Annotated in this window: 23 protein-coding genes; 16 read left to right on the top strand and 7 right to left on the bottom strand. The window is 70.9% G+C overall.

Annotated elements, in window-relative coordinates; all coding sequences use genetic code 11:
- Positions 1-34: 34 nt before the first annotated feature.
- The 4 genes from CRP56_RS35015 to CRP56_RS35000 are packed head-to-tail and all read right to left on the bottom strand — an operon-like array spanning position 35 to position 3,804.
- Positions 35-490, bottom strand: a complete 456-nt coding sequence (locus CRP56_RS35015; RefSeq protein WP_097270889.1) for a MaoC family dehydratase — start codon at positions 488-490, stop codon at positions 35-37.
- Entirely contained in the window at positions 487-2,001 is a 1,515-nt protein-coding gene (locus CRP56_RS35010) for an acyl-CoA synthetase (protein WP_097270886.1), read from the bottom strand. The genes CRP56_RS35015 and CRP56_RS35010 overlap by 4 nt, the downstream gene beginning before the upstream one ends.
- 10 nt (positions 2,002-2,011) lie before the next feature.
- The gene (locus tag CRP56_RS35005) at positions 2,012-2,887 is read right to left on the bottom strand and encodes an amidohydrolase family protein (protein WP_097270885.1); all 876 of its coding nucleotides are present in this window, start codon (positions 2,885-2,887) and stop codon (positions 2,012-2,014) included.
- Positions 2,887-3,804: an SDR family NAD(P)-dependent oxidoreductase gene (locus CRP56_RS35000; RefSeq protein ID WP_097270883.1), complete on the bottom strand. Its 918-nt coding sequence runs from the start codon at positions 3,802-3,804 to the stop codon at positions 2,887-2,889. The genes CRP56_RS35005 and CRP56_RS35000 overlap by 1 nt, the downstream gene beginning before the upstream one ends.
- 223 nt (positions 3,805-4,027) lie before the next feature.
- Here CRP56_RS35000 and CRP56_RS34995 point away from each other — a divergent pair, with 223 nt between their 5' ends.
- The 4 genes from CRP56_RS34995 (at position 4,028) to CRP56_RS34980 (ending at position 7,229) form a co-directional block, all read left to right on the top strand.
- Positions 4,028-4,447, top strand: coding sequence for a MarR family winged helix-turn-helix transcriptional regulator (locus tag CRP56_RS34995; protein ID WP_097270881.1), 420 nt, complete (start codon positions 4,028-4,030; stop codon positions 4,445-4,447).
- Positions 4,444-5,220 carry an IclR family transcriptional regulator gene (locus tag CRP56_RS34990; protein WP_097270880.1) on the top strand — a complete coding sequence of 259 codons (777 nt, stop codon included), beginning with the start codon at positions 4,444-4,446 and terminating at the stop codon, positions 5,218-5,220. The genes CRP56_RS34995 and CRP56_RS34990 overlap by 4 nt, the downstream gene beginning before the upstream one ends.
- 153 nt (positions 5,221-5,373) lie before the next feature.
- A complete protein-coding gene (locus CRP56_RS34985; protein WP_097270878.1) occupies positions 5,374-6,564 on the top strand; it encodes a sensor histidine kinase in 1,191 nt (396 codons plus the stop codon).
- Positions 6,561-7,229, top strand: coding sequence for a response regulator (locus CRP56_RS34980; RefSeq protein WP_097270877.1), 669 nt, complete (start codon positions 6,561-6,563; stop codon positions 7,227-7,229). The genes CRP56_RS34985 and CRP56_RS34980 overlap by 4 nt, the downstream gene beginning before the upstream one ends.
- On the opposite strand, the gene CRP56_RS34975 is transcribed toward CRP56_RS34980, so the two are convergent.
- Positions 7,226-7,636 (bottom strand): VOC family protein, encoded by a 411-nt coding sequence (locus tag CRP56_RS34975; RefSeq protein ID WP_097270876.1) that lies wholly within the window; start codon positions 7,634-7,636, stop codon positions 7,226-7,228. The two genes, CRP56_RS34980 and CRP56_RS34975, sit on opposite strands and share 4 nt — an antisense overlap.
- A gap of 200 nt (positions 7,637-7,836) precedes the next feature.
- Between CRP56_RS34975 and CRP56_RS34970 the strand changes: the two genes are divergently transcribed.
- From CRP56_RS34970 to CRP56_RS34960, 4 genes are all read left to right on the top strand, one after another.
- Positions 7,837-9,939 carry an MMPL family transporter gene (locus CRP56_RS34970; RefSeq protein ID WP_097270875.1) on the top strand — a complete coding sequence of 701 codons (2,103 nt, stop codon included), beginning with the start codon at positions 7,837-7,839 and terminating at the stop codon, positions 9,937-9,939.
- 68 nt (positions 9,940-10,007) lie between these two features.
- Positions 10,008-10,172 (top strand): hypothetical protein, encoded by a 165-nt coding sequence (locus CRP56_RS48060; protein ID WP_218877999.1) that lies wholly within the window; start codon positions 10,008-10,010, stop codon positions 10,170-10,172.
- Between the two features lie 121 nt (positions 10,173-10,293).
- Positions 10,294-11,529 carry a L,D-transpeptidase gene (locus CRP56_RS34965; RefSeq protein ID WP_097270874.1) on the top strand — a complete coding sequence of 412 codons (1,236 nt, stop codon included), beginning with the start codon at positions 10,294-10,296 and terminating at the stop codon, positions 11,527-11,529.
- Positions 11,530-11,706: 177 nt separating this feature from the next.
- Complete coding sequence (locus CRP56_RS34960) at positions 11,707-13,095, top strand: glycoside hydrolase family 16 protein (protein WP_097270873.1); 1,389 nt, start codon at positions 11,707-11,709, stop codon at positions 13,093-13,095.
- A 39-nt stretch (positions 13,096-13,134) separates the two neighbouring features.
- On the opposite strand, the gene CRP56_RS34955 is transcribed toward CRP56_RS34960, so the two are convergent.
- Positions 13,135-14,028 (bottom strand): helix-turn-helix domain-containing protein, encoded by an 894-nt coding sequence (locus tag CRP56_RS34955; RefSeq protein ID WP_097270872.1) that lies wholly within the window; start codon positions 14,026-14,028, stop codon positions 13,135-13,137.
- A 160-nt stretch (positions 14,029-14,188) separates the two neighbouring features.
- On the opposite strand from CRP56_RS34955, the gene tkt reads away from it, so the two are divergent.
- From tkt to CRP56_RS34915, 8 genes are all read left to right on the top strand, one after another.
- Entirely contained in the window at positions 14,189-16,282 is a 2,094-nt protein-coding gene (tkt, locus tag CRP56_RS34950) for a transketolase (protein ID WP_097270871.1), read from the top strand.
- A 19-nt stretch (positions 16,283-16,301) separates the two neighbouring features.
- Positions 16,302-17,444 (top strand): transaldolase, encoded by a 1,143-nt coding sequence (tal, locus tag CRP56_RS34945; protein ID WP_097270870.1) that lies wholly within the window; start codon positions 16,302-16,304, stop codon positions 17,442-17,444.
- Positions 17,441-19,000, top strand: coding sequence for a glucose-6-phosphate dehydrogenase (zwf, locus tag CRP56_RS34940; protein ID WP_097270869.1), 1,560 nt, complete (start codon positions 17,441-17,443; stop codon positions 18,998-19,000). Before tal ends, zwf begins: the two co-directional genes overlap by 4 nt.
- A complete protein-coding gene (gene opcA / locus CRP56_RS34935) occupies positions 18,997-19,935 on the top strand; it encodes a glucose-6-phosphate dehydrogenase assembly protein OpcA (RefSeq protein ID WP_097270868.1) in 939 nt (312 codons plus the stop codon). The genes zwf and opcA overlap by 4 nt, the downstream gene beginning before the upstream one ends.
- Positions 19,928-21,574: a glucose-6-phosphate isomerase gene (gene pgi, locus CRP56_RS34930; protein WP_097270867.1), complete on the top strand. Its 1,647-nt coding sequence runs from the start codon at positions 19,928-19,930 to the stop codon at positions 21,572-21,574. Before opcA ends, pgi begins: the two co-directional genes overlap by 8 nt.
- Position 21,575: 1 nt before the next feature.
- Positions 21,576-22,454, top strand: coding sequence for a phosphogluconate dehydrogenase (NAD(+)-dependent, decarboxylating) (gnd, locus tag CRP56_RS34925; protein ID WP_097270866.1), 879 nt, complete (start codon positions 21,576-21,578; stop codon positions 22,452-22,454).
- A 7-nt stretch (positions 22,455-22,461) separates the two neighbouring features.
- Entirely contained in the window at positions 22,462-23,049 is a 588-nt protein-coding gene (locus CRP56_RS34920) for a histidine phosphatase family protein (RefSeq protein ID WP_097270865.1), read from the top strand.
- A 126-nt stretch (positions 23,050-23,175) separates the two neighbouring features.
- Complete coding sequence (locus CRP56_RS34915) at positions 23,176-24,633, top strand: pentapeptide repeat-containing protein (RefSeq protein ID WP_097270864.1); 1,458 nt, start codon at positions 23,176-23,178, stop codon at positions 24,631-24,633.
- On the opposite strand, the gene CRP56_RS34910 is transcribed toward CRP56_RS34915, so the two are convergent.
- On the bottom strand, positions 24,620-26,449 hold the full coding sequence (locus tag CRP56_RS34910) for a bifunctional sugar phosphate isomerase/epimerase/4-hydroxyphenylpyruvate dioxygenase family protein (protein WP_097270863.1): 1,830 nt from the start codon (positions 26,447-26,449) through the stop codon (positions 24,620-24,622). The genes CRP56_RS34915 and CRP56_RS34910 overlap by 14 nt on opposite strands.
- Positions 26,450-26,463: the final 14 nt, after the last annotated feature.

Genomic DNA, 26,463 nt, shown 5'->3' with positions numbered 1-26,463 from the left:
TCACCATATCCCTCCACACCCCCTCCAAGCCGCTTCAGAGGTAGAACCGCGAAAGACTCTGCAACACCGCCGCCGGCTTCGCCCCGCCCTCGATCTCGATCGCCCCGTCGACCGTGATCTGGACTCCGCCCGGCACGTCCTCGACGTCCGTCAGCTTCGCCGCCAGGCGGATGCGGGAGCCGACCTTCACCGGGGACGGGAAACGGACCTTGTTCAGGCCGTAGTTGACCTTCGTCGTGACGCCCTGGACGTCCAACAGCTCGGTGAACAAGGGGATGAAGAGGGAGAGCGTCAGGTAGCCGTGGGCGATCGGGGCGCCGAAGGGGCCCTCGGCCGCGCGGGCCGGGTCGACGTGGATCCACTGGTGGTCGCCCGTCGCGTCGGCGAAGGTGTTGATGCGGTCCTGGGTGACCTCGATCCACTCGCTGGTGCCCAGGTCGCTGCCGGCCAGCTTCTTGAGTTCGTCGAGGCCGTTGACGGTGATGCTCATGAGGTTCCTTCGCTGTTGCCGTACCGGGTACGGACACGGGACTTGAGGAGTTTTCCGGAGGCGGTGCGCGGCAACTCGGCCGCGAGGACCACCGACTTGGGGATCTTGTACTTGGCGAGGCGGCCGGAGAGGGAGGCCAGTACCTCGTCGGGGTCGAGCGAGGCGCCCTCCCGGGGGACCACGACCGCCCGCGGCACCTCCCCCCACTTGTCGTCCGGTACGCCGATGACCGCGCACTCGACGATGTCGGGGTGGGTGAGAAGCAGGTCCTCGATCTCGGCGGGGTAGATGTTCTCGCCGCCCGAGATGATCATGTCCTTGATGCGGTCGACGATGAAGACATACCCGTCGTCGTCCACGCGGGCGGCGTCCCCGCTGCGGAACCAGCCGTCCGTGAAGGAGGCGGCCGTCTCCTCGGGCAGCCCCCAGTAGCCGGGCATGACGTGCGGGCCGCGGACGACGACCTCGCCGGTCTCGCCGACGTCGACCGGTGCCATGTCCGGTCGTACGACCCGTACGTCGCTGAAGAAGTGCGGCACGCCCGCCGAACCGGCCTTGACCACCGCGTGCTCGGCGTCCAGGAAGAGCGTGCCGGGGGCGGCTTCCGTCATGCCGTAGCCCTGGAGGAAGGTCAGGCCGCGTTCCTGGTAGACCGCGATCATCGAGGTGGAGACCGGTGAGCCGCCGCAGGTGAGGATGCGGAGGGAGGACAGGTCCGCGTCCGGCCAGCGCGGGTGGCGGGCGATCTGTTCGAACATCGTCGGGACGCCGAACATGAAGGTGATCCGGTGGCGTTCGATCAGGTCGAAGGTCGCCGACGGGTCGAAGGCCTCCACCAGGACGCAGGTGCCGCCCTTCAACAACACCGGCAGGGTCAGCATGTTCAGGCCCGCCGTGTGGAACAGCGGGGCCGAGACCAGGGCGCGTTCGTCGGCGATCAGGTCGTGGTCGACGAGGACGTTGATCGCGTTCCAGGTCAGGTTGCCGTGGGTGAGCATCGCGCCCTTGGGACGGCCCGTCGTCCCCGAGGTGTACATGATGATGCAGGTGTCGTCGGGCGTCACCGGGGCGTCGATCGGCTCGCTGGACGACCTCGCCAGCTCCTCCTCGTACTCGGCGCCCACCTCCACGTACGCCCGTACGTCCGTGTCGCCCGGCAGGCCCGCGACCAGGCCCGCGTACTGGGGGCCGTAGACGAGCGCCTTGGCGCCGGAGTCGGCGAGCTGGTAGGCGATCTCCGGGCCGGCGAGGCGGATGTTGAGCGGGACGAAGACCGCGCCGAGGGTGCCCGCCGCGAACAAGGTTTCCAGGTAGGAGGGGTGGTTGGGGCCGAGGTAGGCGATGCGGTCGCCGCGGCGGACGCCCCGGGCGCGCAGGGCGTGCGCGAGGCGGGTCGTGCGCTCGTGCAGCTGGGCGTACGTCCAGGTCGTGTCGCCGTGCACCAGTGCGGTGCGGTGCGGGGTCTTGCGGGCCCGGCGTGCGGGCCACGACCCCAGTCCCTCGTTGCGCATGTACGGCCCCTTATGGCTTCGTCAGCCCGAGCAGGCGGGCGGCGTTCTCCTTGAGGATCTTCGGCTTCACCTCGTCCTTGATCGACAGCTTCTCGAAGTCGGCGAGCCAGCGGTCGGGGGTGAGGACGGGGAAGTCGGAGCCGAAGAGGACCTTGTCCTTGAGCAGGGTGTTGGCGTACTGGACGAGCTGCGGCGGGAAGTACTTCGGGGACCAGCCGGAGAGGTCGATGTGGACGCCCGGCTTGTGCGTGGCGACCGCGAGGGCCTCGTCCTGCCAGGGGAAGGACGGGTGCGCCAGGATGATCTTCAGATGCGGGAAGTCGGCCGCCACGTCGTCCACGTGGAGGGGGTTGGAGTACTTCAGGCGGATGCCGCCGCCGCCCGGGACGCCCGCGCCGATGCCCGTCTGACCCGTGTGGAAGAGGGCGATCGTGCCGGTCTCCTCGATGACCTCGTAGAGGTCGTACGCCACCGAGCGGTCGTTGGGGAAGAAGCCCTGGATGCTGGGGTGGAACTTGAAGCCCTTCACCCCGTACTCCTCGACCAGGCGGCGGGCCTGCTTGACGCCGGCCTTGCCGCGGAAGGGGTCGATGGAGGCGAAGGGGATGAGGACGTCCGCGTTCGCGGCGGCGGCTTCCGCGACCTCCTCGTTCGGGACCGGCGCGGTGCCGGTCGCGGACTCGGCGTCGACCGTGAAGATCACGGCGGCCATCTTCCGCTCGCGGTAGTAGGCGGCCGTCTCCTCCAGCGTCGGCTTCCGCTTGCCCTCGACCTTGAAGTAGGCGGAGGAGGCGTCGTGCAGATCGTCGTCGAGGGAGGAGTGGCCCTTCGACGACACCTCCGCGTGGGTGTGTACGTCGATGGCGACCAGCTCGTCGATGTCCATCACGCCTCCGGGAGCTTCGGGGCCGGGATGCCGACCGACTGGAGTTCGGCGCCGACCGAGGTGGGGAAGGCGTCGGCGAGGGTGTCCGGGGTCCAGCCGCCGTCGGCGTACGCCGTCTTGATCTCCTGCGGATGCGACCAGAGTGCCACCTTGTCGCCGCCGATGCCGATGGCCTGGCCGGTGATGGAGCGGGCGGCCTCGGAGGCGAGGAAGGGGACGAGGGCGGCGCAGTCCTCGGGGGTGCCGAAGCCCTCGCCCTTGCGCAGGAAGTCCGGGAGCGGCTCGCCGTTCCTCATGGCCTCGATGTACGGGGCGAAGGCGGGGATCGTCTCGGTCATCGCGGTGGCGGCGACCGGCACGATCGCGTTGACGGTGATGCCCGCGCGGCCCAGCTCCATGGACCAGGTACGGGCCATGGCGGCGATGCCGGCCTTGGCGGCGGCGTAGTTGGTCTGGCCGAAGTTGCCGCGCTGGCCGGCCGGGGAGCCGACCAGGATCAGGCTGCCGCCCTCGCCCTGCTCGCGCATGCGGACGGCGGCGGCGCGGGCACAGGTGAAGGTGCCCTTGAGATGGGTGGTGATCACCGCGTCGAAGTCGTCGTCGGTCATCTTCCACAGCACCTTGTCGCGCAGGATGCCCGCGTTGGTGACCAGGACGTCGAGCCGTCCGAACTCCGCCACCGCCCGGTCGACCAGGCGCTGTGCCGCCTCGGTGGTGCCGACCGGGACGACCTCGGCGACGGCCGTGCCGCCGGCCTCGGTGATGGACTTCACGGCCTGCTCGGCCACGGCCTCGTCGACGTCGTTGACGACCACGGAGGCGCCGTGGGCGGCGAGGGCGTGCGCATAGGCGAGGCCGAGGCCCCGGCCGCTGCCGGTGACGACGGCGACCTTGCCGGAGAGATCGATGCTGGGCACGGGGGAGGTCCCTTCACGAGCTGATGCGGGGGACGCGCCCTGGAGAGGCGCGTCGCTGCGGCTTCGAGATCGAAGCTAAGAGCAATAATTGTTGACGTCAATAGTTGTTGGCGACCCACGGGTGCGTCATGCTGGAATCTGCACGCCGGTACCGCGACCCAGGGAGCCCGCCATCACTCGCCAGCACGCCACCCCCAAGCCCATCGACGCGGACGAGCCGTGGATGCGCGGGCTGCACGCGGACACCGGCTATCTGCTCTACCGCCTGGGACTGCGCTCGGGTCAGGTCTTCAACACGTTCCTCCAGGAGTCCGGGCTGCGGCTGCGCCACTACGCGGTGCTGCGCTATCTCGCCGGTTCCGCGGGCGCCCTCCAGCGGGAGCTGAGCACCCGGCTCGGCTACGACCCGAGCGCGATCGTCGGCCTGGTCGACGACCTGGAGAAGCTGGACCTCACCGAGCGCCGGCCCTCCCCCGACGACCGCCGCAGCAAGATCGTCGTCCTCACCGAGAAGGGCCGCGCCTTCCTCCGCGACACCGACGAGGCGGGGCGGCGGGTGACCAACGACCTGCTGGAGCCGCTGGACGCCGGGGAGCGCGACGCGCTGCACGCGCTGCTGCTGAGGATCGCCGACCAGCCATGACCGGTCAGCCGAGGGTCCGCTCACGCGACGCCGCCACCGCGCCCGAGCGGCTGCTGTCCGTGCTGGGCGCCTTCGACCACGGGCACCCGGCGCTGAGCCTCACGGACATCAGCCGCCGGGCGGGCCTGAGCCTGACCACCGCGCACCGACTCGTCGGCGCCCTCACCGAGTGGGGCGCCCTGGAACGCGACGACTCCGGCGTCTACCACGTGGGCCTGCGCCTGTGGGAGGTCGCCGCCCTCGCCCCGCGCGGGCTCGCGCTGCGGCAGATCGCGCTGCCGTATCTGGAGGACCTGTACGAAGCGACGCACGAGAACGTGCAGTTGGCGGTCCGGGACGGCACGGACGTCGTCTACATCGAGTGGCTGTCGGGGCGTTCGGCGGTCGGCGTGCACATCAGGGTCGGCGCCCGCTGGCCACTGCACGCCACCGGCGTCGGGCTGGCGCTGCTGGCCCATGACACCCCGGAGTTCCAGGAGCGGTACTGCGCGGGCCCCCTCGCCTCCTTCACCCCGTACACGATCACGGACCCGGCACGCCTGCGCCGGGCCCTGGCCGAGACCCGGCGCACGGGGGTGGCGGTGAGCGACCGCCAGGTCACCGACGACGCGTTGTCGGTGGCCGCCCCCGTGCGCGGGACGGGCGGGGCGGTGGTGGCCGCCGTGTCGATCGTGGTGCCCCAAGTGGATGCGCAGGTACCGGTGTTGGTGCCGGCGGTGCGGGTCGCCGCGCGGGGGATATCGCGGGCTTTGGGGTGGCGGCCGGAGAAGTGAGGGTCCGGGGCCGGCAGTTGCCGGCGCTGGAGGGCCGGGAAGCCGATCATGACGGCGCCCCGCAGACCAGCCCGCGGATATCCCTCTCACCGGCGAGGCCCCGCCCCCGGCCGCTCGTGATACTGGAACGGCCCCTGCCCCGAGGAGCCGCCGATGTCCGCTCAGCCCTGGTTCGCGCCGCTCGTCGAGCGGGTGCGTACGGCGAATCCGTACGTCGTCGACACCGCGCTCGCCGCCCTCGTGCTGTTCGCCGCCTCGCTTCAGTGGATCTTCCCTGACGAGGGGGACGACCGGCTGACCTGGCAGGGCTGGCTGCTCGGCGCGGCCACCGCCGTGCCCCTGGTCTGGCGGCGCCGGGCGCCGTTCGTGATGGCCTGCGCGGTGTCGGTGGCCACCCCCGCCCAGGCGCTGTACCACGCGCCGCCGCCGGACCTGATGTACGGCGGGTTCGTGGTCCTGTACACCATGGCCGCCCTCGGCACGCCCTGGCAGCGGCGCTTCATGCTGGTGGGCTGGACGATCGGGGTCACGCTCGTCATGACGCACAAGGAGAGCCCGGAACCCTTCGAGTACGCCTTCCAGTTGATGAGCGTGGCCTGCGCCTACGCGTTCGGTGTGCTGGCCCGGGTCCAGCGCGCCTACACCGCCGAACTGGAGGACCGGGCGCGGCGGTTGGAGCGGGAGCGGGCCGCGGACACCGCGCGGGCGACGGCGCAGGAGCGGGCCCGGATCGCCCGGGACATGCACGACATCCTGGCCCACGCGGTGAGCCTGATGGTGGTGCAGGCCGAGGCCGGGCCGGTGGTGGTGCGCAGTGATCCGGCGCGCGCGGAGGCCGCGTTCGACGCGATCGCGGGGGCGGGCCGGGACGCGATGGCGCAGTTGCGCCGCATCCTCGGCGTCCTCAAGGAGGAGCAGCGCAACGGGACTTCACCGCAGCCCGGCATCCGGGCACTGCCGGCGCTGGTCCGACAGGTGGGTGAATCCACCGGCCTGCGGGTGCGGTTGAGCACGACCGGCGAGCCGCTTCCCCTGCCGCCGGACACCGACGTCGCCGCCTATCGGGTGGTGCAGGAGGCGCTCACCAATACCGTCAAGCACGCGTACGCTTCCTCCGCGACCGTCGAACTCGACTGGGCGGAGGAGGCGTTGACGCTGACGGTGACGGACGACGGAGCCGGCCCCACAGGTTCGGCAGGGGGACCCCGCGGACACGGGCTGATCGGCATCCGGGAGCGGGCGGCCGCCTGCGGCGGCGAGGCTCGTGCCGGGCGCGGCCCGGACGGCGGCTTCCGGGTCCTCGTACGCCTCCCGGCCGGTGACCGGCAGGCGGCCCTCGGGTGAGCATCCGGGTGGTCGTCGCCGACGACCAGGAACTCGTGCGCAGCGGCTTCAGCATGATCCTGGAGGCGCAGGCGGACATCGAGGTCGTCGCCGAGGCCGGGGACGGCGCCGAGGCGGTCGCCGCGGTGCAGCGGCACACACCGGACGTGCTGCTCCTCGACATCCGCATGCCGGTGATGGACGGCCTGGAGGCGGCCCGCCGGGTGTGCGGGCAGTCCGCGTGCAAGGTCGTCATGCTGACCACGTTCGACCTGGACGAGTACGTCTACGAGGCCCTGTACGCGGGCGCCAGCGGCTTCCTGCTCAAGGACGTGCGCCGGGACGACCTGGTGCACGCCGTGCGGGTCGTCGCCGCCGGGGACTCGCTGCTCGCGCCCGCCGTGACCCGGCGGCTGGTCGCGGACATCGTGCGCCGCCGCCGGGAGGAGGCCACGGCCGAGGTCACCCCGGACCGCCTGGACGTGCTGACCGCCCGCGAGGTGGAGACGCTGCGGATGCTGGCGCGGGGGCTGTCCAACGCGGAGATCGCCACCACGCTGTTCGTCAGCGAGCACACCGTGAAGACCCATGTCAGCAATGTGCTGAGCAAGTTGGGGCTGCGGGACCGGGTGCAGGCGGTGATCTGCGCCTACGAGACCGGGCTGGTGACGCCGGGCGCCGCTTAGGGCCGGTCCCCGAGCTCTTCGAAGAGCGTCAGCTGCAGCGAACCCGGCGCCTCCATACGGGAGTTGAGGGAGTTCCAAGGGGTGCGGGTCGGCTCGGCGAGCACCTCGGCGCCCGCGGCCGCCAGCCTCGCCGTCGCGGCGGTGGCGTCGCCGACCTGGAAAGCGACACGGATCTGCCCGGCGACCCGGCGGCCGACCTCCACGTCGTCGATGAACGCGGCATGGTGCGGATCGGTGATCTCCAGCGTGGCCCGACCCGCCTCCAGGATGGTGACCCGGCCGTCGGGCGAGGAGAAGGCGGCTCGTTCGGGCAGGCCGAGGACGTCGCGGTAGAAGCGCAGCGCCTCGTCGTAGTCATCGGCGGTGACGACGAGGCGGAGTTCACGGACGGCGGTGACGTCGGACATACGGGCTCCTTCACGATCCCGGGCACTGACATGGAGGGCAACTCATCCACCGGTCGGTTGGTTCCTCCCCCTGAGGAGTGAGACCGGCGGCCCTCTCCCCCGTACGACGGAGTCCCGGAAACCGCTCCCTCCGGCGATCCGGCGCCACCTCCTCCCCCGCGAGCCTGAGGGCATCAACCGACGTCTCGCCGGGAGGGACCGTGCTCTCCACACTCGCCCGGACGGCCACACGCCGTCCACTCACCGTCATCACCCTGTGGGTGCTCTTCCTGCTGCTCGGTTTCGGGCTCGGCACGGGTGTCTTCGGACGCCTGTCGGACAACGTGCCCGAGGTGCCCGGCACCGAGTCGGAGGCGGCCGCGGAGTATCTCGACCGGGTCGACCCGTCCGGCGACTCGATCACCGCCGTCGTCGAGGGCACCGCCGTCACCGACCCCGCGCTGCGGACCCAGGTCGAGCAAGCCGTCGCCGACGTACGGAAGATGGCCGGGGTGGCCGCCGTACCGGACCCGTACACGACGCCCGGGCTGACGGCCGAGGACGGGCGGGCGCTCCTCGTCCCCGTCGCCCTGAAGGGCGGTCTCGACGACGACGCCGAGGAACGGACCGTGAACGACGCGGCCGACCGCATCAAGCAGATCGACGCGCCCGACGTCCACGTCAGCGGTGGCCCGTTGCTGGGGCTCCAGATCGGCGAGAAGGCCCAGGAGGACGTCCGGAACGCGGAGTTGATCTCCCTGCCCGTGGTCCTCGCGCTGCTCCTCGTCGTCTTCGGCGGACTGCGCACGGCCGCGCTGCCCCTCGTCATCGCGGTGAGCGGCGTCGCGGGCGCGTTCCTGGCGCTGTTCCTGTTCAGCTCGGTCACCGACATCTCCGTGTACGCGATCCAGGTGACGACGATGCTGGGGCTCGGACTCGCCGTGGACTACGCCCTGTTGATGCTGGTCCGCTTCCGCGAGGAACGCCGGACGACGGAGGACGTCGTCGAGGCCGTGCACCGTACGGTGGCGGCGGCCGGGCGGACCGTGCTGTTCTCCGGGCTCACCGTGGCGGTCAGCCTGACCGGGCTGCTGGTCTTCCCGAGCGTCTTCCTGCGCAGCATGGGCCTCGCGGTGGCCGCCGTGGTCGTCGTCGACATGCTCGCCGCGGTCACCCTGCTGCCCGCACTGCTCACACGGTTCGGCCGGAGGATCCCGCCGGCGAAGGACCGGCCGGAGGGCGAGGAGGGCCGGGTCTTCGCCCGCCTCGCCCGGTTCTCCGCGCGCAACCGCGTCGCCGTCCTGGCGGTCGTCGTCCCGGCGCTGCTGGTGCTCGCCCTGCCCGTCACGGGCATGCGGATCAACATCGGCGACGCCCAGCAACTGCCGTCGAGCACCGAGGCACGGCAGCTGTACGACACCGTCGACGCCCACTTCCCACCGGGCACCGGCGTGTCCACGGTCACCGTCGTCCTCAAGCCCGGCACCGACGCGGGCACCGCCGACCGCATCCGCGCCCTGTCACCACGCGCCGAGTCCCGGGACCTGCCGAACGGCACGACCGTCGTGGAGCTGCCGCCGTCCGGCAGCATGGACGGGGGCGCGGCCACCGGCCTGGTGAAGCAGGTCCGTGAGCTGCGCGGGGACGCGCCCGTCGAGGTCACCGGCCCCGCCGCCCGCCTCGTCGACTTCCGGGCCATGCTCGCCGACCGGGCGCCCTGGGCCGCGCTGACCGTGCTGGCCGGCATCTTCGTCCTGCTGTTCGCCTTCACCGGCTCGGTGCTGATCCCGCTGCGCACCATCGCGACGACGCTGCTCAGCCTCGGTGCCGCGCTGGGCGCGGTGGTGTGGGTGTTCCAGGACGGGCACCTGGCCGGGCTGCTCGGCGCCGAGGGCCTCGGGGCGCTCAGTCTGACGGCACCGCCGCTGATCATCGCGATCGCCTTCGGCCTGGCGATGGACTACGAGCTGTTCATCCTGGCCCGGATGCGGGAGGCCCGTCGGGTCGGCGGGGACGACCAGGAGGCCGTGGTGACCGGCCTGCGCCGCTCGGGCCGGGTGGTGACCTGCGCCGCCCTGCTCCTCGCGGTCGTGTTCGGTGCCTTCATGACGGGCGGCTTCTCCCCCATCCTCCAGATCGGACTGGGGCTCACCCTCGCGGTGCTGATCGACGCCACCGTCGTCCGCATGCTGCTCGTCCCGGCGACGATGACGCTGCTCGGACGGCGGGCGTGGTGGGCGCCGAAGCCGCTGCGGCGGGTGCATGACCGGTTCGGGCTGAGGGAGGAGGGGGCGGCCGCGCCTCGGGTGCCGACGAATGTCTGACGGCGGTGGGCAGGGGCCCGGCCGTTCCGGCCGGGCCCCGTTTGCCGTGGGGCGGCTAGAGTTTCGTCATGGGTGGGAACACGGGGGAACGGCCCACGAGGCCGTGCGAATGGTGCGGTGTGCCGGTCGAGCAGCCGCGCGGCCGGTGGCGCCGACGGAAGTTCTGCAGCAAGTCCCATCGGCGCAGGAACCGGGCGATGGAGGCCGTGATCGAGTTCCTGGACTTCTGGTAGCGGTCTGCCCCGGGCGGGTCCTCACCGGGATCTCAGGAAGCGGCACGGGGATTCAAAGGGTCAGCACATCTGCGCGACGCAGGATGCCCACGCAAAGGCGGATATCTCAGGAAGGCCTGCCGTGGGCGTCTCGCACATACCGAACCGGTCCGACCAGCCGTCGCAGAGGTGGTCGCGGCGCGGAGTCCTCACCGTGCTCGGCGCCGTGCCCGCCGCGGTGCTCACCGGGTGTGGCGGGTCGGCCGACGCCACCGAGGACGCCGAGGCGACGGCGTCGGTGAAGTCCGCGGCGACGAAGACGCCGGTCGTCACCGTCAGCCCCGCCGACGGCACCAAGAAGGCCGCTTTCACCAGCCCCGTCGAGGTCACCGTGACCGACGGCACCCTCGCGTCCGTGGAGGTCGGCGGCAACGACGGCTCGACGCTGAAGGGCGCCTTCAACGACGCGAGGACCACCTGGACCTCGACGGAGAACCCGTACTCGGGAACGAAGTACACGGTGACGGCGAAGGCGCGGGGCGCCGACGCGCAGACCACGACCTTCACCACCAAGGCGCCCGGCGAGACCATCGTCGGCTACTTCACCCCCGAGGCCGGCTCCACGTCCGGCGTCGGCATGCCGGTCTCGATCGACTTCACGCACGCCGTGTCCGACAAGGCCGCCGTCCAGAAGGCGATCACGGTGACCGCGGAACCGGCCGTCGAGGTGGTGGGCCACTGGTTCAGCGACACCCGCCTCGACTTCCGGCCCGAGACCTACTGGGCGGCCGGCACGACCATCACGCTCGGGCTGCGCCTGAAGGACGTCGAGGGCGCGGACGGGGTCTACGGCGTCCAGGCCAAGGACGTCACCTTCCACATCGGGCGCGAGCAGATCAGCACCGTCGACCTGTCCGCAAAGGAGATGGTGGTCAAGCGGGACGGGGCGACGTACGCCACTTATCCCGTCTCCGGCGGCGACGCCGAGCACACCACCTGGTCCGGGATCATGGTGATCAGCGAGCGGTTCAAGGAGACCCGGATGGAGTCCTCGACCGTCGGGCTGGGCGACGAGTACGACATCTCCGACGTCCCGCACGCCCAGCGCCTCACCACCTCCGGCACCTTCATCCACGGCAACTACTGGGCCTCCGCCTCGGTGTTCGGCAGCCGGAACACCAGCCACGGGTGTGTCGGACTGCATGACGCCAAGGGCGCGGACGACAACTCGGTGCCGGGCTACCGGTTCTACAAGAGCTCGATGCTCGGCGACGTCGTCGTCGTGAAGAACTCCGGTGAGAAGACGGTCGATCCGGCGAACGGGCTCAACGGGTGGAACCTGTCGTGGGCCAAGTGGAAGGCGGGCAGCGCGCTTTAGGGCGTATGCGCCGTTCATGACCTGAACTTGCCTGGAGCGAAGGGACTTTCCTTGTTTTAAGTCTTGACGGCCCCTTCGGCGGAGAGCACATTGGGCCCACTTTGAGAGCGCTCTCAAAGGTTCTCGAGATCTCAAGAGGTACCCGCGCACTCATCTCCGTACCCGAGAGGCACCCCCATGAGCGACACCTCCGGCATACCCAGACGGCGACGGGCCCTGGTCGCCGTCCTCGCCACGCTCGGTCTGGCGGCGGCCGTGGCCTCGGCCGCGACCCTCCCCGCGAACGCCTCCGCCCCCACGCCCCCGTCGGGCTGGACGCAGGTCTTCCTCGACGACTTCAACGGCGCGGCCGGAACCGGCGTCAACACCTCCAACTGGCAGTACGCGACCGGCACTTCGTATCCCGGCGGCCCCGCCAACTGGGGCACCGGCGAGGTCGAGACGATGACGAACAGCACGTCCAACGTCTCGCTCGACGGCAACGGCAATCTGCGCATCACCCCGATCCGCGACTCCGCCGGCCGGTGGACGTCGGGCCGCATCGAGACCAACCGCACCGACTTCCAGCCCCCGGCCGGCGGCAAGTTGCGCGTGGAGGCGCGCATCCAGATGCCGAACGTGACGGGCACGGCGGCCGAGGGCTACTGGCCGGCGTTCTGGATGCTGGGCGCGCCCTACCGCGGCAACTACCAGAACTGGCCGGGCGTCGGCGAGCTGGACATCATGGAGAACGTCCAGGGCATGAACCGCGTGTGGGCCACGATGCACTGCGGCACCAACCCGGGCGGCCCCTGCAACGAGACGACGGGCATCGGCAACAACGTCGCCTGTCCGGGCTCGTCCTGCCAGTCGGCGTTCCACACCTACACGATGGAGTGGGACCGCTCGGTGAGCCCCGAGACGATCCGCTTCTACGTCGACGGCACGCAGTTCCACTCGGTCAACGCGAGCCAGATGGACGCCACGACCTGGGCCAACGCCACCAACCACGGCTTCTTCGTCATCCTGAACGTGGCGATGGGCGGCGCCTTCCCGGACGCGTTCGGCGGCGGGCTGGACAGCGGCACCCAGTCCGGTGTGCCGATGACGGTGGACTACGTCCAGGTGCTGTCGGCCGGTGGGGGCGGCGGCACCACGCCTCCGCCGTCGGGCAGCCGGGACGCGTACGGCACCATCCAGGCCGAATCGTTCAACAGCCAGTCCGGCACGATCACCGAGACCACCACCGACACCGGCGGCGGCCAGAACATCGGCGCGCTGGCCAACGGTGACTGGGCGCTCTACCAGAACGTCAACTTCGGCTCCACGGCTGCCACTCAGTTCGTCGCCCGGGTGGCGAGCGGCGCCGGCAGCGGGGTCAGCGGCCTGGTGGAGGTACGCCTGGACAGCCGCTCCAACGCCCCCATCGGCAGCTTCGCCCTGGCCAACACCGGGGGCTGGCAGTCCTGGCGGACGGTACCGGCGAACATCTCGTCGGTGACGGGGACGCACGACGTGTATCTGACGTTCACCAGTGGCCAGCCGGCGGACTTCGTGAACGTGAACTGGTTCAACTTCGGGCACTGACAGACCCATCGGTGAGGGGCTCCGCAAGTGCGGGGCCCCTCAGCGCAACTCCGCCCGGAACGCCACCGGCGTCTGCCCCGCGTGGAGTTGGAAGAACTTCGAGAAGTTCGCCGCGTCCGCGAAGCCCACCGCCGCGCCCACCCGTCCGATGGGCAGGTCCGTGTGGGCGAGGAGGCGTTTGGCCTCCAGGACGACCCGTTTGTCGATGAAGCCCTTCGGGGTCTCGCCCGTCGCCGCGCGGACCGCGCGGACCAGGGTGCGGCGGGAGTAGCCGAGGGCGTCGGCGTAGGCGCTGACGCTGTGGTTGGTCGAGAAGTCCCGCTCCACCGCGTCGCGGAACAGGGTGAAGGTGGTGTCCGCCTGGGCCCGCGCCGCCTCCTGCGAGCTGGCGGCGAGATGCGCGAGGCGGAGCAGGAACGCCGTCAGGGAGTGGCGGAGGACGGCCGTGTGCAGGCTGAGCGGGAGCGTCGTCGTGTCCTTGTACTCGCGTCGCAGCTGGGCGAGGGCCGCTCCCAGGCCCGCCAGTTGCGCCGCGTCGGGGTGCAGCAGGGGCGGCAGGTCGTAGCGGTACAGGCCCGTCGCCTCCACCGTCGCCCTCGGCAGGAAGCCCGGCTGCATGGTCAGGACCGTTCCGCGGTACCCGCTGAACTTCGAGAAGCGGTGGACCTGGCCGGGCCGGATCCAGAGCACGTCGCCCGCGTACGCCTCGTACTCGGCGAAGTCGATCATGTGGCGGACGGGGCCCTTGTCGAAGAGCATCACGACATGGAAGTCGATCCGGTGGACGCGCTGCAGCGGGGCGTCGGCGTGCCAGGTGCGGTGCGGGCCCATCGGGCCGACCTGCATGCCGACGCCGCCTTCGCTCAGCTCGACCGGGAAGGGGAAGGTTCTGATCCCGTCACCGTCGCCGCCTTGGGATGTTCTGTCCGCCATGTCCTTCTCGCGTCACCTGGAAGCCACTGCCCGTGTCCCACTTTCACCACAGGCTGACACACCCCGACCTTCCCTCGTAAAAGTCAGACTTTTAGAGTCGAACGCGTCCCACCAGGAACGATGCACGAATCCATGAACTCTTGAAGAGGACTGGTCACAGATGAGCACGCAGACACCGGGCGGCGCGGACAGCGCGGACGGCTTCGAGTGGACCGACCTCGACCGGCGTGCCGTCGACACCGCCCGCCTGCTGGCGGCCGACGCCGTGCAGAAGGTCGGGAACGGGCACCCGGGCACCGCGATGAGCCTCGCCCCGGCCGCCTACACGATCTTTCAGAAGCTGATGCGGCACGACCCGGCGGACCCGGAGTGGACCGGCCGCGACCGCTTCGTGCTGTCCCCCGGGCACACCTCCCTCACCCTCTACACCCAGCTCTTCCTCGCCGGGTACGAGCTGGAGCTCGACGACCTGAAGGCGTTCCGGACCCAGGGGTCCAAGACGCCCGGTCACCCCGAGTACGGGCACACCGCCGGAGTCGAGACCACCACCGGCCCCCTCGGGCAGGGCGTCGCCAACGCCGTCGGCATGGCCATGGCCGCCCGCTACGAGCGCGGCCTGTTCGACCCCGAGGCGCCGCAGGGCACCTCGCCCTTCGACCACACCGTCTGGGCGATCGTCTCCGACGGCGACCTGGAGGAGGGCGTCTCCGCCGAGGCCTCCTCCCTCGCCGGGCACCAGAAGCTCGGCAACCTGGTCTTCCTCTACGACGACAACCACATCTCCATCGAGGGCGACACCGCGACCGCCTTCTCCGAGGACGTGCTGAAGCGGTACGAGGCCTACGGCTGGCACACCCAGCACATCGAGCCCACCGGCGACGGCGACATCGACGTACCGGCCCTGTACGCGGCGCTGAAGGCCGCGCGGGACGAGACCGAGCGGCCCTCGATCATCGCGATGCGCACGATCATCGCGTGGCCCGCGCCCAACGCCCAGAACACCGAGGCCTCGCACGGCTCCGCGCTCGGCGCGGACGAGATCGCCGCCACCAAGCGGGTCCTGGGCTTCGACCCGGAGCGGTCCTTCGAGGTCGCGGACGAGGTCCTCGCCCACACCCGTCAGGCCCTCGACCGCGGCGCCGAGGCGCACGCCGCCTGGGACAAGCGGATCGCCGAGTGGCGTGCCGACCAGCCCGAGCGCGCCGCGCTCTTCGACCGGGTCGTCGCCGGTCAGCTCCCCGAGGGCTGGGAGGACGCGCTCCCCGTCTTCGAGGAGGGCAAGTCCGTCGCCACCCGCGGCGCCTCCGGCAAGATCCTCCAGTCGCTCGGCGCGGTCCTGCCCGAGCTGTGGGGCGGCTCCGCCGACCTCGCCGGCTCGAACAACACCACCATCGACAAGACCTCCTCGTTCCTCCCGAAGGGCAACCCGCTCCCCGAGGCGGACCCCTACGGCCGTACGGTCCACTTCGGCATCCGCGAGTTCTCGATGGCGGCCGAGATGAACGGCATCGCCCTGCACGGCAACACCCGCATCTACGGCGGCACCTTCCTGGTGTTCTCCGACTACATGCGCAACGCCGTCCGGATGGCCGCGCTCATGCAGCTGCCCGTCACCTACGTCTGGACCCACGACTCCATCGGGCTCGGCGAGGACGGCCCCACGCACCAGCCGGTCGAGCACCTCGCCTCGCTGCGCGCCATCCCCGGCCTGAACGTCGTACGGCCCGCCGACGCCAACGAGACCGCCATCGCCTGGGCCGAGATCCTGAGGCGGCACAGCACCAAGCCCGCCCCGCACGGCCTCGCGCTCACCCGGCAGGGCGTGCCGACCTACGCGCCCAACCCGGACGCGGCGAAGGGCGGTTACGTGCTTCAGGACACCGAGAAGGAGACCCTGGACGTCGTCCTCATCGCCACCGGCTCCGAGGTGCAGCTCGCCGTCGCCGCGCGGGAGCGGCTGGAGGCCGAGGGGATCGGCGCCCGGGTGGTGTCGATGCCGTCCGTGGAGTGGTTCGAGGAGCAGCCGCGCGAGTACCGCGACAGCGTCCTTCCGCCGTCCGTGCGAGCCCGTGTCGCAATCGAGGCCGGGATCGGCCTGACGTGGTACCGGTTCACAGGTGACGCAGGACGCATCGTCTCTCTCGAACACTTCGGCGCCTCCGCCGACGCCCAGACCCTTTTCGCCGAGTACGGCTTCACCGCCGAGAACGTCGCCGCCGCCGCGAGGGAATCCCTCGCCGCCGCGCGTGGTTGATCCGACCGCCAGAAAGAAGATGATCACTGTGACCGAAGCAACCGCGACCGCGGGAGCACTCAAGCGCCTGTCCGACGAGGGCGTCTCCATCTGGCTGGACGACCTGTCGCGCAAGCGGATCGAGTCCGGGAACCTCGCCGAACTCGTCGAGAACAAGAACGTCGTCGGCGTCACCACCAACCCCTCCATCTTCCAGGCCGCCATCGGCTCGGGTGAGGGGTACGAGGAGCAGCTCACCGACCTCGCCGTGCGCGGCGTGACGGTCGACGAGGCCGTCCGCATGATGACGACCGCCGACGTGCGGGCCGCCGCCGACATCCTGCGCGGCGTGTACGACGCGACCGACGGCCGGGACGGCCGGGTCTCCATCGAGGTCGACCCGCGCCTGGCCCACGAGACGGCCGCCACCATCGCCGAGGCCAAGCAGCTGGCCTGGCTGGTGGACCGCCCCAACGTCATGATCAAGATCCCGGCGACGAAGGCCGGCCTCCCGGCGATCACCGAGGTCATCGGCCTCGGGATCAGCGTCAACGTCACGCTGATCTTCTCGCTGGAGCGCTACCGCGAGGTCATGGACGCCTACCTCGCCGGTCTGGAGAAGGCCGCCGCGAAGGGACTCGACCTCTCCACGATCCACTCCGTGGCCTCCTTCTTCGTCTCCCGCGTCGACGCCGAGATCGACAAGCGGCTGACGGTGCTGGGCACGGACGAGGCCCTCGCCCTCAAGGGCAAGGCCGCCCTCGCCAACGCGCGTCTCGCGTACGAGGCGTACGAGGAGGTCTTCTCGTCGGCTCGCTGGGAGAAGCTGGCCGCTCAGGCCAACAAGCAGCGCCCGCTGTGGGCCTCGACCGGCGTGAAGGACCCGGCGTACAAGGACACCCTGTACGTGGACGAGCTGGTCGCGCCCGGCACCGTCAACACCATGCCGGAGGCGACCCTGAACGCCACCGCCGACCACGGCGAGATCACCGGTGACACCGTCACCGGCGGCTACGACCGGGCCCGTGCCGACCTGGCCGCCGTGGAAGCGCTCGGGATCTCCTACGACGAGGTCGTGCAGCAGCTGGAGGACGAGGGCGTCGCCAAGTTCGAGGTGGCCTGGAACGACCTGCTGGCCACCGTCTCGAAGTCGCTGGACAGCAAGGGGGTCGACGCGGAATGACCGAGGCCACCGCAACCGGGACCGTCCAAGCGGCCGACTGGGAGAACCCGCTGCGCGACCCGCGCGACCGGCGTCTGCCCCGTATCGCCGGTCCGTCCGGGCTCGTCATCTTCGGTGTCACCGGTGACCTGTCCCGCAAGAAGCTGATGCCGGCCGTGTACGACCTGGCCAACCGCGGCATGCTGCCGCCGGGCTTCTCGCTCGTCGGGTTCGCCCGGCGGGACTGGGAGGACCAGGACTTCGCGCAGGTCGTGCACGACTCGGTGCGCGAGCACGCGCGGACGGAGTTCCGCGAGGAGGTCTGGCAGCAGCTCGCCGAGGGCATGCGGTTCATCCCGGGTGACTTCGACGACGACCAGGCGTTCAAGCAACTGGCCGAGGCCGTCGAGGAGTTGGACTCCTCGCGCGGCACCAGCGGCAACTACGCCTTCTATCTCTCCGTACCGCCGAAGTTCTTCCCCAAGGTCGTCCAGCAGCTGAAGAAGCACGGGCTCGCGGACGCTCCCGAGGGTTCCTGGCGGCGGGCGGTCATCGAGAAGCCGTTCGGGCACGACCTCGCCAGCGCGCGGGAGCTGAACGCGCTCGTGCACGACGTGTTCGACCCGGACCAGGTGTTCCGGATCGACCACTACCTCGGTAAGGAGACCGTCCAGAACATCCTGGCGCTCCGCTTCGCCAATCAGATGTACGAGCCCATCTGGAACCGGTCGTACGTCGACCACGTTCAGATCACCATGGCGGAGGACATCGGCATCGGCGGCCGGGCCGGCTACTACGACGGCATCGGCGCGGCCCGTGACGTCATCCAGAACCACCTCCTCCAGCTGATGGCGCTCACCGCGATGGAGGAGCCGATCGCCTTCGACGCGGACGCGCTGCTCACCGAGAAGCTGAAGGTGCTGAAGTCGGTGCGGCTGCCGAAGGAGCTCGGCAAGCACACCGTGCGCGGCCAGTACGCGACCGGATGGCAGGGCGGCGCGAAGGTCGCCGGCTATCTGGAGGAGGACGGCATCGACCCCAAGTCGAAGACCGACACCTACGCGGCCATCAAGCTGGAGATCGACAACCGGCGCTGGGCGGGCATCCCGTTCTATCTGCGCACCGGCAAGCGGCTCGGCCGCCGGGTCACCGAGATCGCGGTCGTCTTCAAGCGCGCCCCGCACTCCCCCTTCGACTCCACGGCCACCGAGGAGCTCGGGCAGAACGCGATCGTCATCCGCGTCCAGCCGGACGAGGGCATGACCGTGCGGTTCGGCTCGAAGGTTCCGGGCACCTCGATGGAGATCCGGGACGTGTCGATGGACTTCGCCTACGGCGAGTCGTTCACGGAGTCCTCGCCCGAGGCGTACGAACGGCTCATCCTGGACGTCCTCCTCGGCGACGCCAACCTGTTCCCCCGCCACCAGGAAGTGGAAGAGTCCTGGAAGATCCTCGACCCGATCGAGGCGTACTGGGCACGGCACGGCAAGCCCGCGCAGTACGCGTCGGGCAGCTGGGGACCGAAGGAAGCCGACGAGATGCTCGCACGAGACGGACGGAGCTGGCGCAGGCCATGAAGATCGACCTGACCGACACCACGGCAAGCAAGATCAACAAGGCGCTGGTGCAGGGCCGCCGCGCCATCGGCACCCCCGCCGTGGGCATGGTCCTGACGATGGTGATCGTCACGGACGAGGAGAACGCCTACGACGCGATCAAGGCGGCCGAGGAGGCCTCGCACGAGCACCCCTCGCGCACCCTGGTCGTCATCAAGCGGCACGCCCGCACCCCGCGCGACCGCCAGCAGTCCAGGCTGGACGCCGAGGTCCGGGTGGGCGCCGACGCCGGCACCGGCGAGACGGTGGTGCTGCGCACCTACGGCGAGGTGTCCGACCACGCCGACTCGGTCGTCCTGCCGCTGCTGCTGCCGGACGCGCCGGTCGTCGTGTGGTGGCCGGTGGACGCGCCGGAGAACCCGTCGAAGGACCCGCTGGGCGCGCTGGCCCAGCGCCGGATCACCGACCTGTACGCGGTGGAGAACCCCCTGGAGGTGCTGGACACCCGGGTGCGCTCCTACGCGCCGGGTGACACCGACCTCGCCTGGACCCGGCTGACCCCGTGGCGCTCCATGCTGGCGGCGGCCCTGGACCAGGCCCGCGCGAAGATCATCTCGGGGGCGGTGGAAGCCGAGGCCGACAACCCGGCCGCCGAGCTGCTCGCGCGCTGGCTGGAGGCACGGCTGAAGGTGAAGATCGACCGCGTCGTCACCGCCGGTCCGGTCGTCACGGCCGTGCGGCTGCGCACCGCGGACGGCGAGGTCGTCATCGACCGGCCCGAGGGCCCGCTGGCCACGCTGTCCCTGCCGGGCCAGCCCTCGCGGACGCTCGCGCTGAAGGTCCGCACCACCTCCGAACTCATCGCCGAGGAGCTCAGGCGCCTCGACGCGGACGAGATGTACGCCGTCGCCCTGCGGGGCGAGGGCCGCGCCAAGGAGACCCCCGCCCATGTCTGACGCACCCCTGTTGACCCGTCGCCCCGAGTGGACGGCTCTCGAGGACCACCGTGCCGAAGGGCTCACGCCGCTGCGGGAGTTGTTCGCGGACGACCCCGGGCGCGCCGAGCGCTACGTGGTGCGCGTGGGCGATCTGCGCATCGACTACTCCAAGCACCTCGTCACCGACGAGACGCTGGCCCTGCTCCAGGAACTGGCCACCGCCACCGATGTGTTCGGGCTGCGGGACGCCATGTTCCGCGGCGAGAAGATCAACCTCACCGAGGACCGTGCGGTCCTGCACACCGCGCTGCGCGCCGCGCGGGACGCGGTCGTCACGGTCGACGGCGAGAACGTCGTGCCGCAGGTGCACGCCGTCCTCGACAAGATGAGCGACTTCGCCGACCGGGTGCGCTCCGGCGAGTGGACCGGCCACACCGGCAAGCGGATCAGGAACGTCGTCAACATCGGCATCGGCGGCTCCGACCTCGGTCCGGCGATGGCGTACGAGGTGCTGCGGCCGTACACGGCACGGGACCTGACGTTCCGTTTCGTGTCGAACGTGGACGGCGCCGACCTGCACGAGGCGACCCGCGACCTGGACCCGGCGGAGACGCTGTTCATCGTCGCGTCCAAGACCTTCACCACGATCGAGACGATCACCAACGCCACCTCGGCCCGGTCCTGGCTCCTGGAGGGCCTGGGCGGCGACGACAAGGCGGTCGCCAAGCACTTCGTGGCCCTGTCGACGAACGCCGGGAAGGTCACCGAGTTCGGTATCGACCCGGACAACATGTTCGAGTTCTGGGACTGGGTCGGCGGCCGCTACTCCTACGACTCGGCCATCGGCCTCTCCCTGATGATCGCCATCGGCCCGGACCGGTTCCGGGAGATGCTCGACGGCTTCCGCATCGTCGACGAGCACTTCCGCACCGCACCCGCCGAATCCAACGCCCCGCTTCTCCTGGGCCTGTTGGGCATCTGGTACGGCAACTTCCTGGGCGCCCAGTCGCACGCGGTGCTGCCGTACAGCCACTACCTGTCCAAGTTCACGGCCTACCTGCAGCAGCTGGACATGGAGTCCAACGGCAAGTCGGTGCAGCGGGACGGCCGTCCCGTGGACTGGCAGACGGGCCCCGTGGTGTGGGGCACGCCCGGCACCAACGGGCAGCACGCCTACTACCAGTTGATCCACCAGGGCACGAAGCTCATCCCGGCGGACTTCATCGGCTTCGCCCGGCCCGTGGGCGAGCTGAGTGACGAACTCAAGTCGCAGCACGACCTGTTGATGGCGAACTTCTTCGCCCAGACGCAGGCCCTCGCCTTCGGCAAGACGCCGGACGAGGTGCGTGCCGAGGGGGTGCCCGAGGAGCTGGTCGTCCACAAGACGTTCAAGGGCAACCACCCGACGACGACGATCCTCGCCCGTGAGCTGACGCCGTCCGTGCTCGGCCAGTTGATCGCGCTGTACGAGCACAAGGTGTTCGTACAGGGCGCCGTCTGGAACATCGACTCCTTCGACCAGTGGGGCGTCGAGCTGGGCAAGGTGCTCGCCAAGCGGGTCGAACCCGCGCTGACCGAGGGCGCTGACGTCCCCGGTCTCGATCCCTCCACCGCCGCCCTCGTGGCCGCTTACCGTGAACTGAAGGAAGTGCACTGACATGCAGCTCGGACTCATCGGCCTCGGCAAGATGGGTGGCAACATGCGCGAGCGGATCCGCCGCGCGGGGCACACCGTCATCGGCTACGACCGCAACCCCGAGGTCTCGGACGTCGCCAGCCTCGCCGAGCTCGTCGACAAGCTCGAAGGCCCGCGCGTGGTCTGGGTGATGGTCCCGGCCGGCGCCCCGACCCAGTCCGTCGTCGACGAGCTCGGCGACCTCCTCTCCCCCGGTGACACCGTGGTCGACGGCGGCAACTCCCGCTGGACGGACGACGAGAAGCACGCCGAGGAGCTCGCCGCCAAGGGCATCGGCTTCGTCGACGCGGGCGTCTCCGGCGGTGTGTGGGGCCTGCAGAACGGCTACGCACTCATGGTCGGCGGCGACGCCGAGCACGTGGCGAAGGTCCAGCCGGTCTTCGACGCCCTGAAGCCCGAGGGCGACTTCGGCTTCGTCCACGCCGGCAAGGTCGGCGCCGGGCACTTCGCGAAGATGGTCCACAACGGCATCGAGTACGCGATGATGCAGGCCTACGCCGAGGGCTGGGAGCTCCTGGAGAAGGTCGACTCCGTCACCGACGTGCGCGAGGTCTTCCGGTCCTGGCAGGAGGGCACGGTCATCCGCTCCTGGCTGCTCGACCTCGCGGTCAACGCCCTGGACGACGACGAGCACCTCGACAAGCTGCGCGGCTACGCGGAGGACTCCGGCGAGGGCCGCTGGACCGTCGAGGCGGCCATCGACAACGCCGTGCCGCTGCCCGCGATCACGGCCTCCCTGTTCGCGCGGTTCGCGTCCCGCCAGGACGACTCCCCGCAGATGAAGATGATCGCGGCGCTGCGCAACCAGTTCGGCGGCCACGCGGTCGAGTCGAAGGAGTAGCGCGGCCGTGGGGGATCTCCTGCTGGTCCGCCACGGCGAGACGGAGTGGAGCGTGTCGGGCCAGCACACCAGCTGGACCGACCTGCCCCTCACCACCCACGGTGAGGAACAGGCCAAGGCGCTCGCTCCGCTCCTGTCCGGACGGACCTTCTCGCTCGCGCTGACCAGCCCGCTGGGCCGCGCGATACGCACCGCCGAACTCGCGGGCGTCACCGGGGCGTTGCCCTACGACGACCTGCACGAATGGGACTACGGCGGCTACGAGGGCGTCACCACCGTCGACATCCACCGCACCCGCCCCGACTGGTACCTGTGGACCGACGGCGTGCCGCCCGGCCCCGAGGGCCACCCGGGCGAGTCGCCCGCCGAGGTCGGCGCCCGCGCCGACCGGGTGCTGGCCCGCGTGGACACGGCGCTTCCGCAGGGGGACGTGATCCTCGTGGCGCACGCCCACTTCCTGCGGGTCCTCACGGCCCGCAGACTCGGCCTCGAACCGGCCGACGGCCGCCTGTTCCAGCTGGCGACCGGCACGGTGAGCCGGCTGTCGACGGAACACGGCCGTCCCGTGATCGCCGAGTGGAACACCCGGCCCTGAGAACGCTTGCGGCCCGGGCCACGTCAACTCATCGACGTGGCCCGGGCCCTGGTCGTGGAAAGCCCTCGTGTGCTCACCGAAACACACCGGCGCCCCGCGGAGGTGTGGCACTAGAGTCCCCGGGTTGTGGAGATCAACGACATGACGCCGGCCGAGGAACGAGTGTGGCGGGCGTTCGCGACGGGGGCAGCGGTCGACTTCCGCGAGGGGGCCGACGAGGAGGTGGCCGCCGGCTGGGGGCCCGAACGCACGCTCCGCGCGGCCGTGTTGCGGGCGCTGCTGCTCAACGGGCCGACGGAGCCGGGGGAGATAGCCGCGCTCAAGCTGGCGGGCGCCCGGATCACCGGTGTGCTCGACTTCCGGTACGGGGTGACGGAACAGGCCGTACGGCTGAGCCACTGCCACTTCGACGAGACGCCCCTGCTGTACGGGGCCCGGTTTCGCCAGCTCAACCTGAGCTCGTCGGTGCTGCCGGGCCTGACGGCGGCGACGCTGCGGGTGGAGGGCGTGCTGCGGCTGACGGACGCCCGCTGCGCGGGGCCGGTACGGCTGGGCGGGGCGCAGATCTCCGGGGCGCTGTTCCTGGACCGGGCCGTCTTCGACGCGCCGGACGCCGACGAGCCCGCCCTCCAGCTGAACCAGGCCTGCATCGGTGACGACCTGTGGGCACCCGGATTGCTGGCCCGCGGGGAGGTCCGGCTCACCGGTGCCACCGTCACCGGCTCGGTCAACTTCCGTGACACCGTGTTCGAGTCGGCCTCCTCGACCGCTCTCGACGCGCAGAACCTCACCGTGGGAGCGGACGTCAGGGCGTCGTGCCTCGTCGCGCGCGGACGGGTCGACTTCCGCGGCTCCCGCATACCCGGCTGCCTGGACCTGCTGCACGCCCGCCTCGCCCACCCCGGCGGCACGGCGCTGCGGGCGAGCAGCTGTGTCATCGGCGAACTGTGGCTGCGCCGGGGCGAGCGCCTGGACGGAGCCCTCAACCTGCGCCGCTCCCAGATCGACCTGCTGACCCTGGAAACGGCGATGCTCCCAGGGCAGGTGTACGTCAACGAACTGACCTACACCGCCCTGACCCCGCACGAACCGGCGCATCGCCGGTTGCCCATGCTGGAGAGCGACGGGGACGGCTATGTGCCGTACGCCTACGAGCAGTTGACCGCCGCCTACCGCCGCGTCGGCGACGACCATGCCGCCCGCCTGGTCCAGCTCGCCAAACAGCGCCGCCTGCGCACCACCCGCGCCTGGTACGGCCGGCTGTGGGGCTACGTCCAGGACGCCACCGTCGGCTACGGCTTCCGACCGCTGCGCGCCTGCGGCTGGCTGCTGTCCCTGCTCGCCGTCGGCACGATCGTGTACGCCCTGCACCAGCCGCGCCCCCTCAAGGCGTCGGAGGCACCGCATTTCAGCCCGGTCTTCTACACCCTCGACCTGCTGCTCCCGGTGATCTCCTTCGGCCAGGAGGAGGCCTACGCGCCGGACGGCTGGTACCAGTACCTGGCGTACGGCCTCATCGTCACCGGCTGGATCCTGGCCACGACGGTCGTCACCGGCATCACCCGCACCGTCAGCCGCCAGTGACCGTGTGCTGCGCGGCCAGCCGCACCGGCGCGTTCTGCGCACCGTAGCCCCGGTAGCCGCCGTCGCGCTGGACGAGTTCGAAGAAGACGCGGCCGACCGTGCGGGTGTAGCAGTGCCGGAACTCGCCGTACGCGTCCCGGTCGTAGAGGATGCCGAGCTCCCGATACGTGTCCAACTCGCCCTCGGCGAACTCGAATCGGGCGGCCAGGTCGTCGTAGTAGTTGGCCGGGATGGGCAGGACGCGACCGCCCGCGTCCCGGAAGCGGCGCGCCGCCGTCACCACGTCGTGGGTCGACAGGGCGATGTGCTGCGCGTGCACGGTGTCGTCGCTCGGGGCCGCGCCCACCGACAAGGCGATCCGCACGCTGCCGTCCGCGTTCGTCACCGCGCGGCTGCGCATCAGGCCGTACGGGTCGGCGACGTCCACGCTCTCCTGGGCGTGCAGCCCGAGCACGCTGCGGTGGAAGAGCGCCGCCTCGTCGAACTGGTGCCAGGGCTGGGCGAGGGCGAGATGGTCGATCCCGCGCACGCCACCCGAGCTCTCGCGCACGCCATCCGAGCTCCCGCGCACGCCACCGGGACCGTTCTCGTGCGGTACGTCCTCGAAGTCGGCCCGCCAGTTGGGCAGTTCGGCGCGGTCCGTGGCGCAGAAGAACAGCTCGGTGCCGTCCGGCGCCGCCACCGCGTCCAGCGGGGCGTCCGACGCCGCGCGCCGCCGCGGCAGCACCGGCGCGAGCAGTGCCTCCGCCCGCAGGGCCGCTCTGGCCGGGTCGGGTGACTCCAGACCGATCGCGGCGAGGCTCGTTCCGTCGCGGCGGCCCGCCGGTCCCGTGTTCACCAGCACCCGCGCCTCGCCCTGCTGCCACAGGTCGACCGGCTTGCTGCGGTGCCGTGCCGTGCGGGTGAAGCCGAGCGCGCCGAGCAGCGTGACGACCGGTTCGGCGTCCGGCGTGAGCAGTTCGGCGAAGGCCACACCCGTGGGGACGACGGGCGCGGGCGGGGTCGTGACGCCGACCGTCTCCTGGAGCAGGAGCAGCGAGCGGTGTGCGTCCACCGCGGTGGGGCCCGCCTCGGCCTGCCGGTAGACGTCGTTGAAGACCTCCAGGGACAGCGGCCCGTCGTACCCGGTGTGCAGGACCCGGCGGACCAGGTCCGCCACGTCGAAGCCGCCCTGGCCCGGGAAACAGCGGTAGTGGCGGCTCCACTGGAGGACGTCCATCGCCAGCAGCGGGGCGTCGGCCAGCTGGAGGAAGAAGATCTTCTCGCCGGGGATGTCCTCGATGCCCTTGGGGTCGCTGCCGCGGGAGAGGATGTGGAAGCTGTCCAGGCAGGTGCCGAGCGCGGGGTGGTCCGCCGCCGCGACGATGTTCCAGGCGTGCTCGTACGTGCTCACGTGCCGGCCCCAGGCGAGCGCCTCGTAGGCGACTCGGATGCCGAACTCATGGGCCAGGCCCGCCAGTTCGCGCAGCTGCTCGGCGGCCAGCGCGTCGTCGTCCACCGCGAGCGGGTGCACGCTGGAGCAGACGAGGACGGTGTCGGCGCCGAGGCGGCCCATCAGCTCGAACTTGTGCCGGGCCCGGCGCAGGTTGGACGCGAACACGTCGGCCGGTACCGCCTCCATGTCCCGCATGGGCTGATAGAGGTCGATGCGCAGGCCCAGGTCCGCGCACCTCGCCCGGATCTCCTCCGGGGTGCGGGGGCTGGCGAGCAGGTCGTTCTCGAAGATCTCCACGCCGTCGAAGCCGGCCCGGGAGGCGGCCGTGAGCTTCTCGGTGAGGGAGCCGCTGAGGGAGACGGTGGCGATGGACGTACGCACGGCGCTGCCCCTTC

Origin of the sequence: Streptomyces sp. TLI_55 (assembly GCF_900206255.1) — a bacterium.
In the GTDB taxonomy this organism is placed as follows: Bacteria; Actinomycetota; Actinomycetes; order Streptomycetales; family Streptomycetaceae; genus Streptomyces; species Streptomyces aquilus.
Note: the sequence above shows the minus strand (reverse complement) of the source record. Positions and strands in the feature narration are given on the sequence as shown.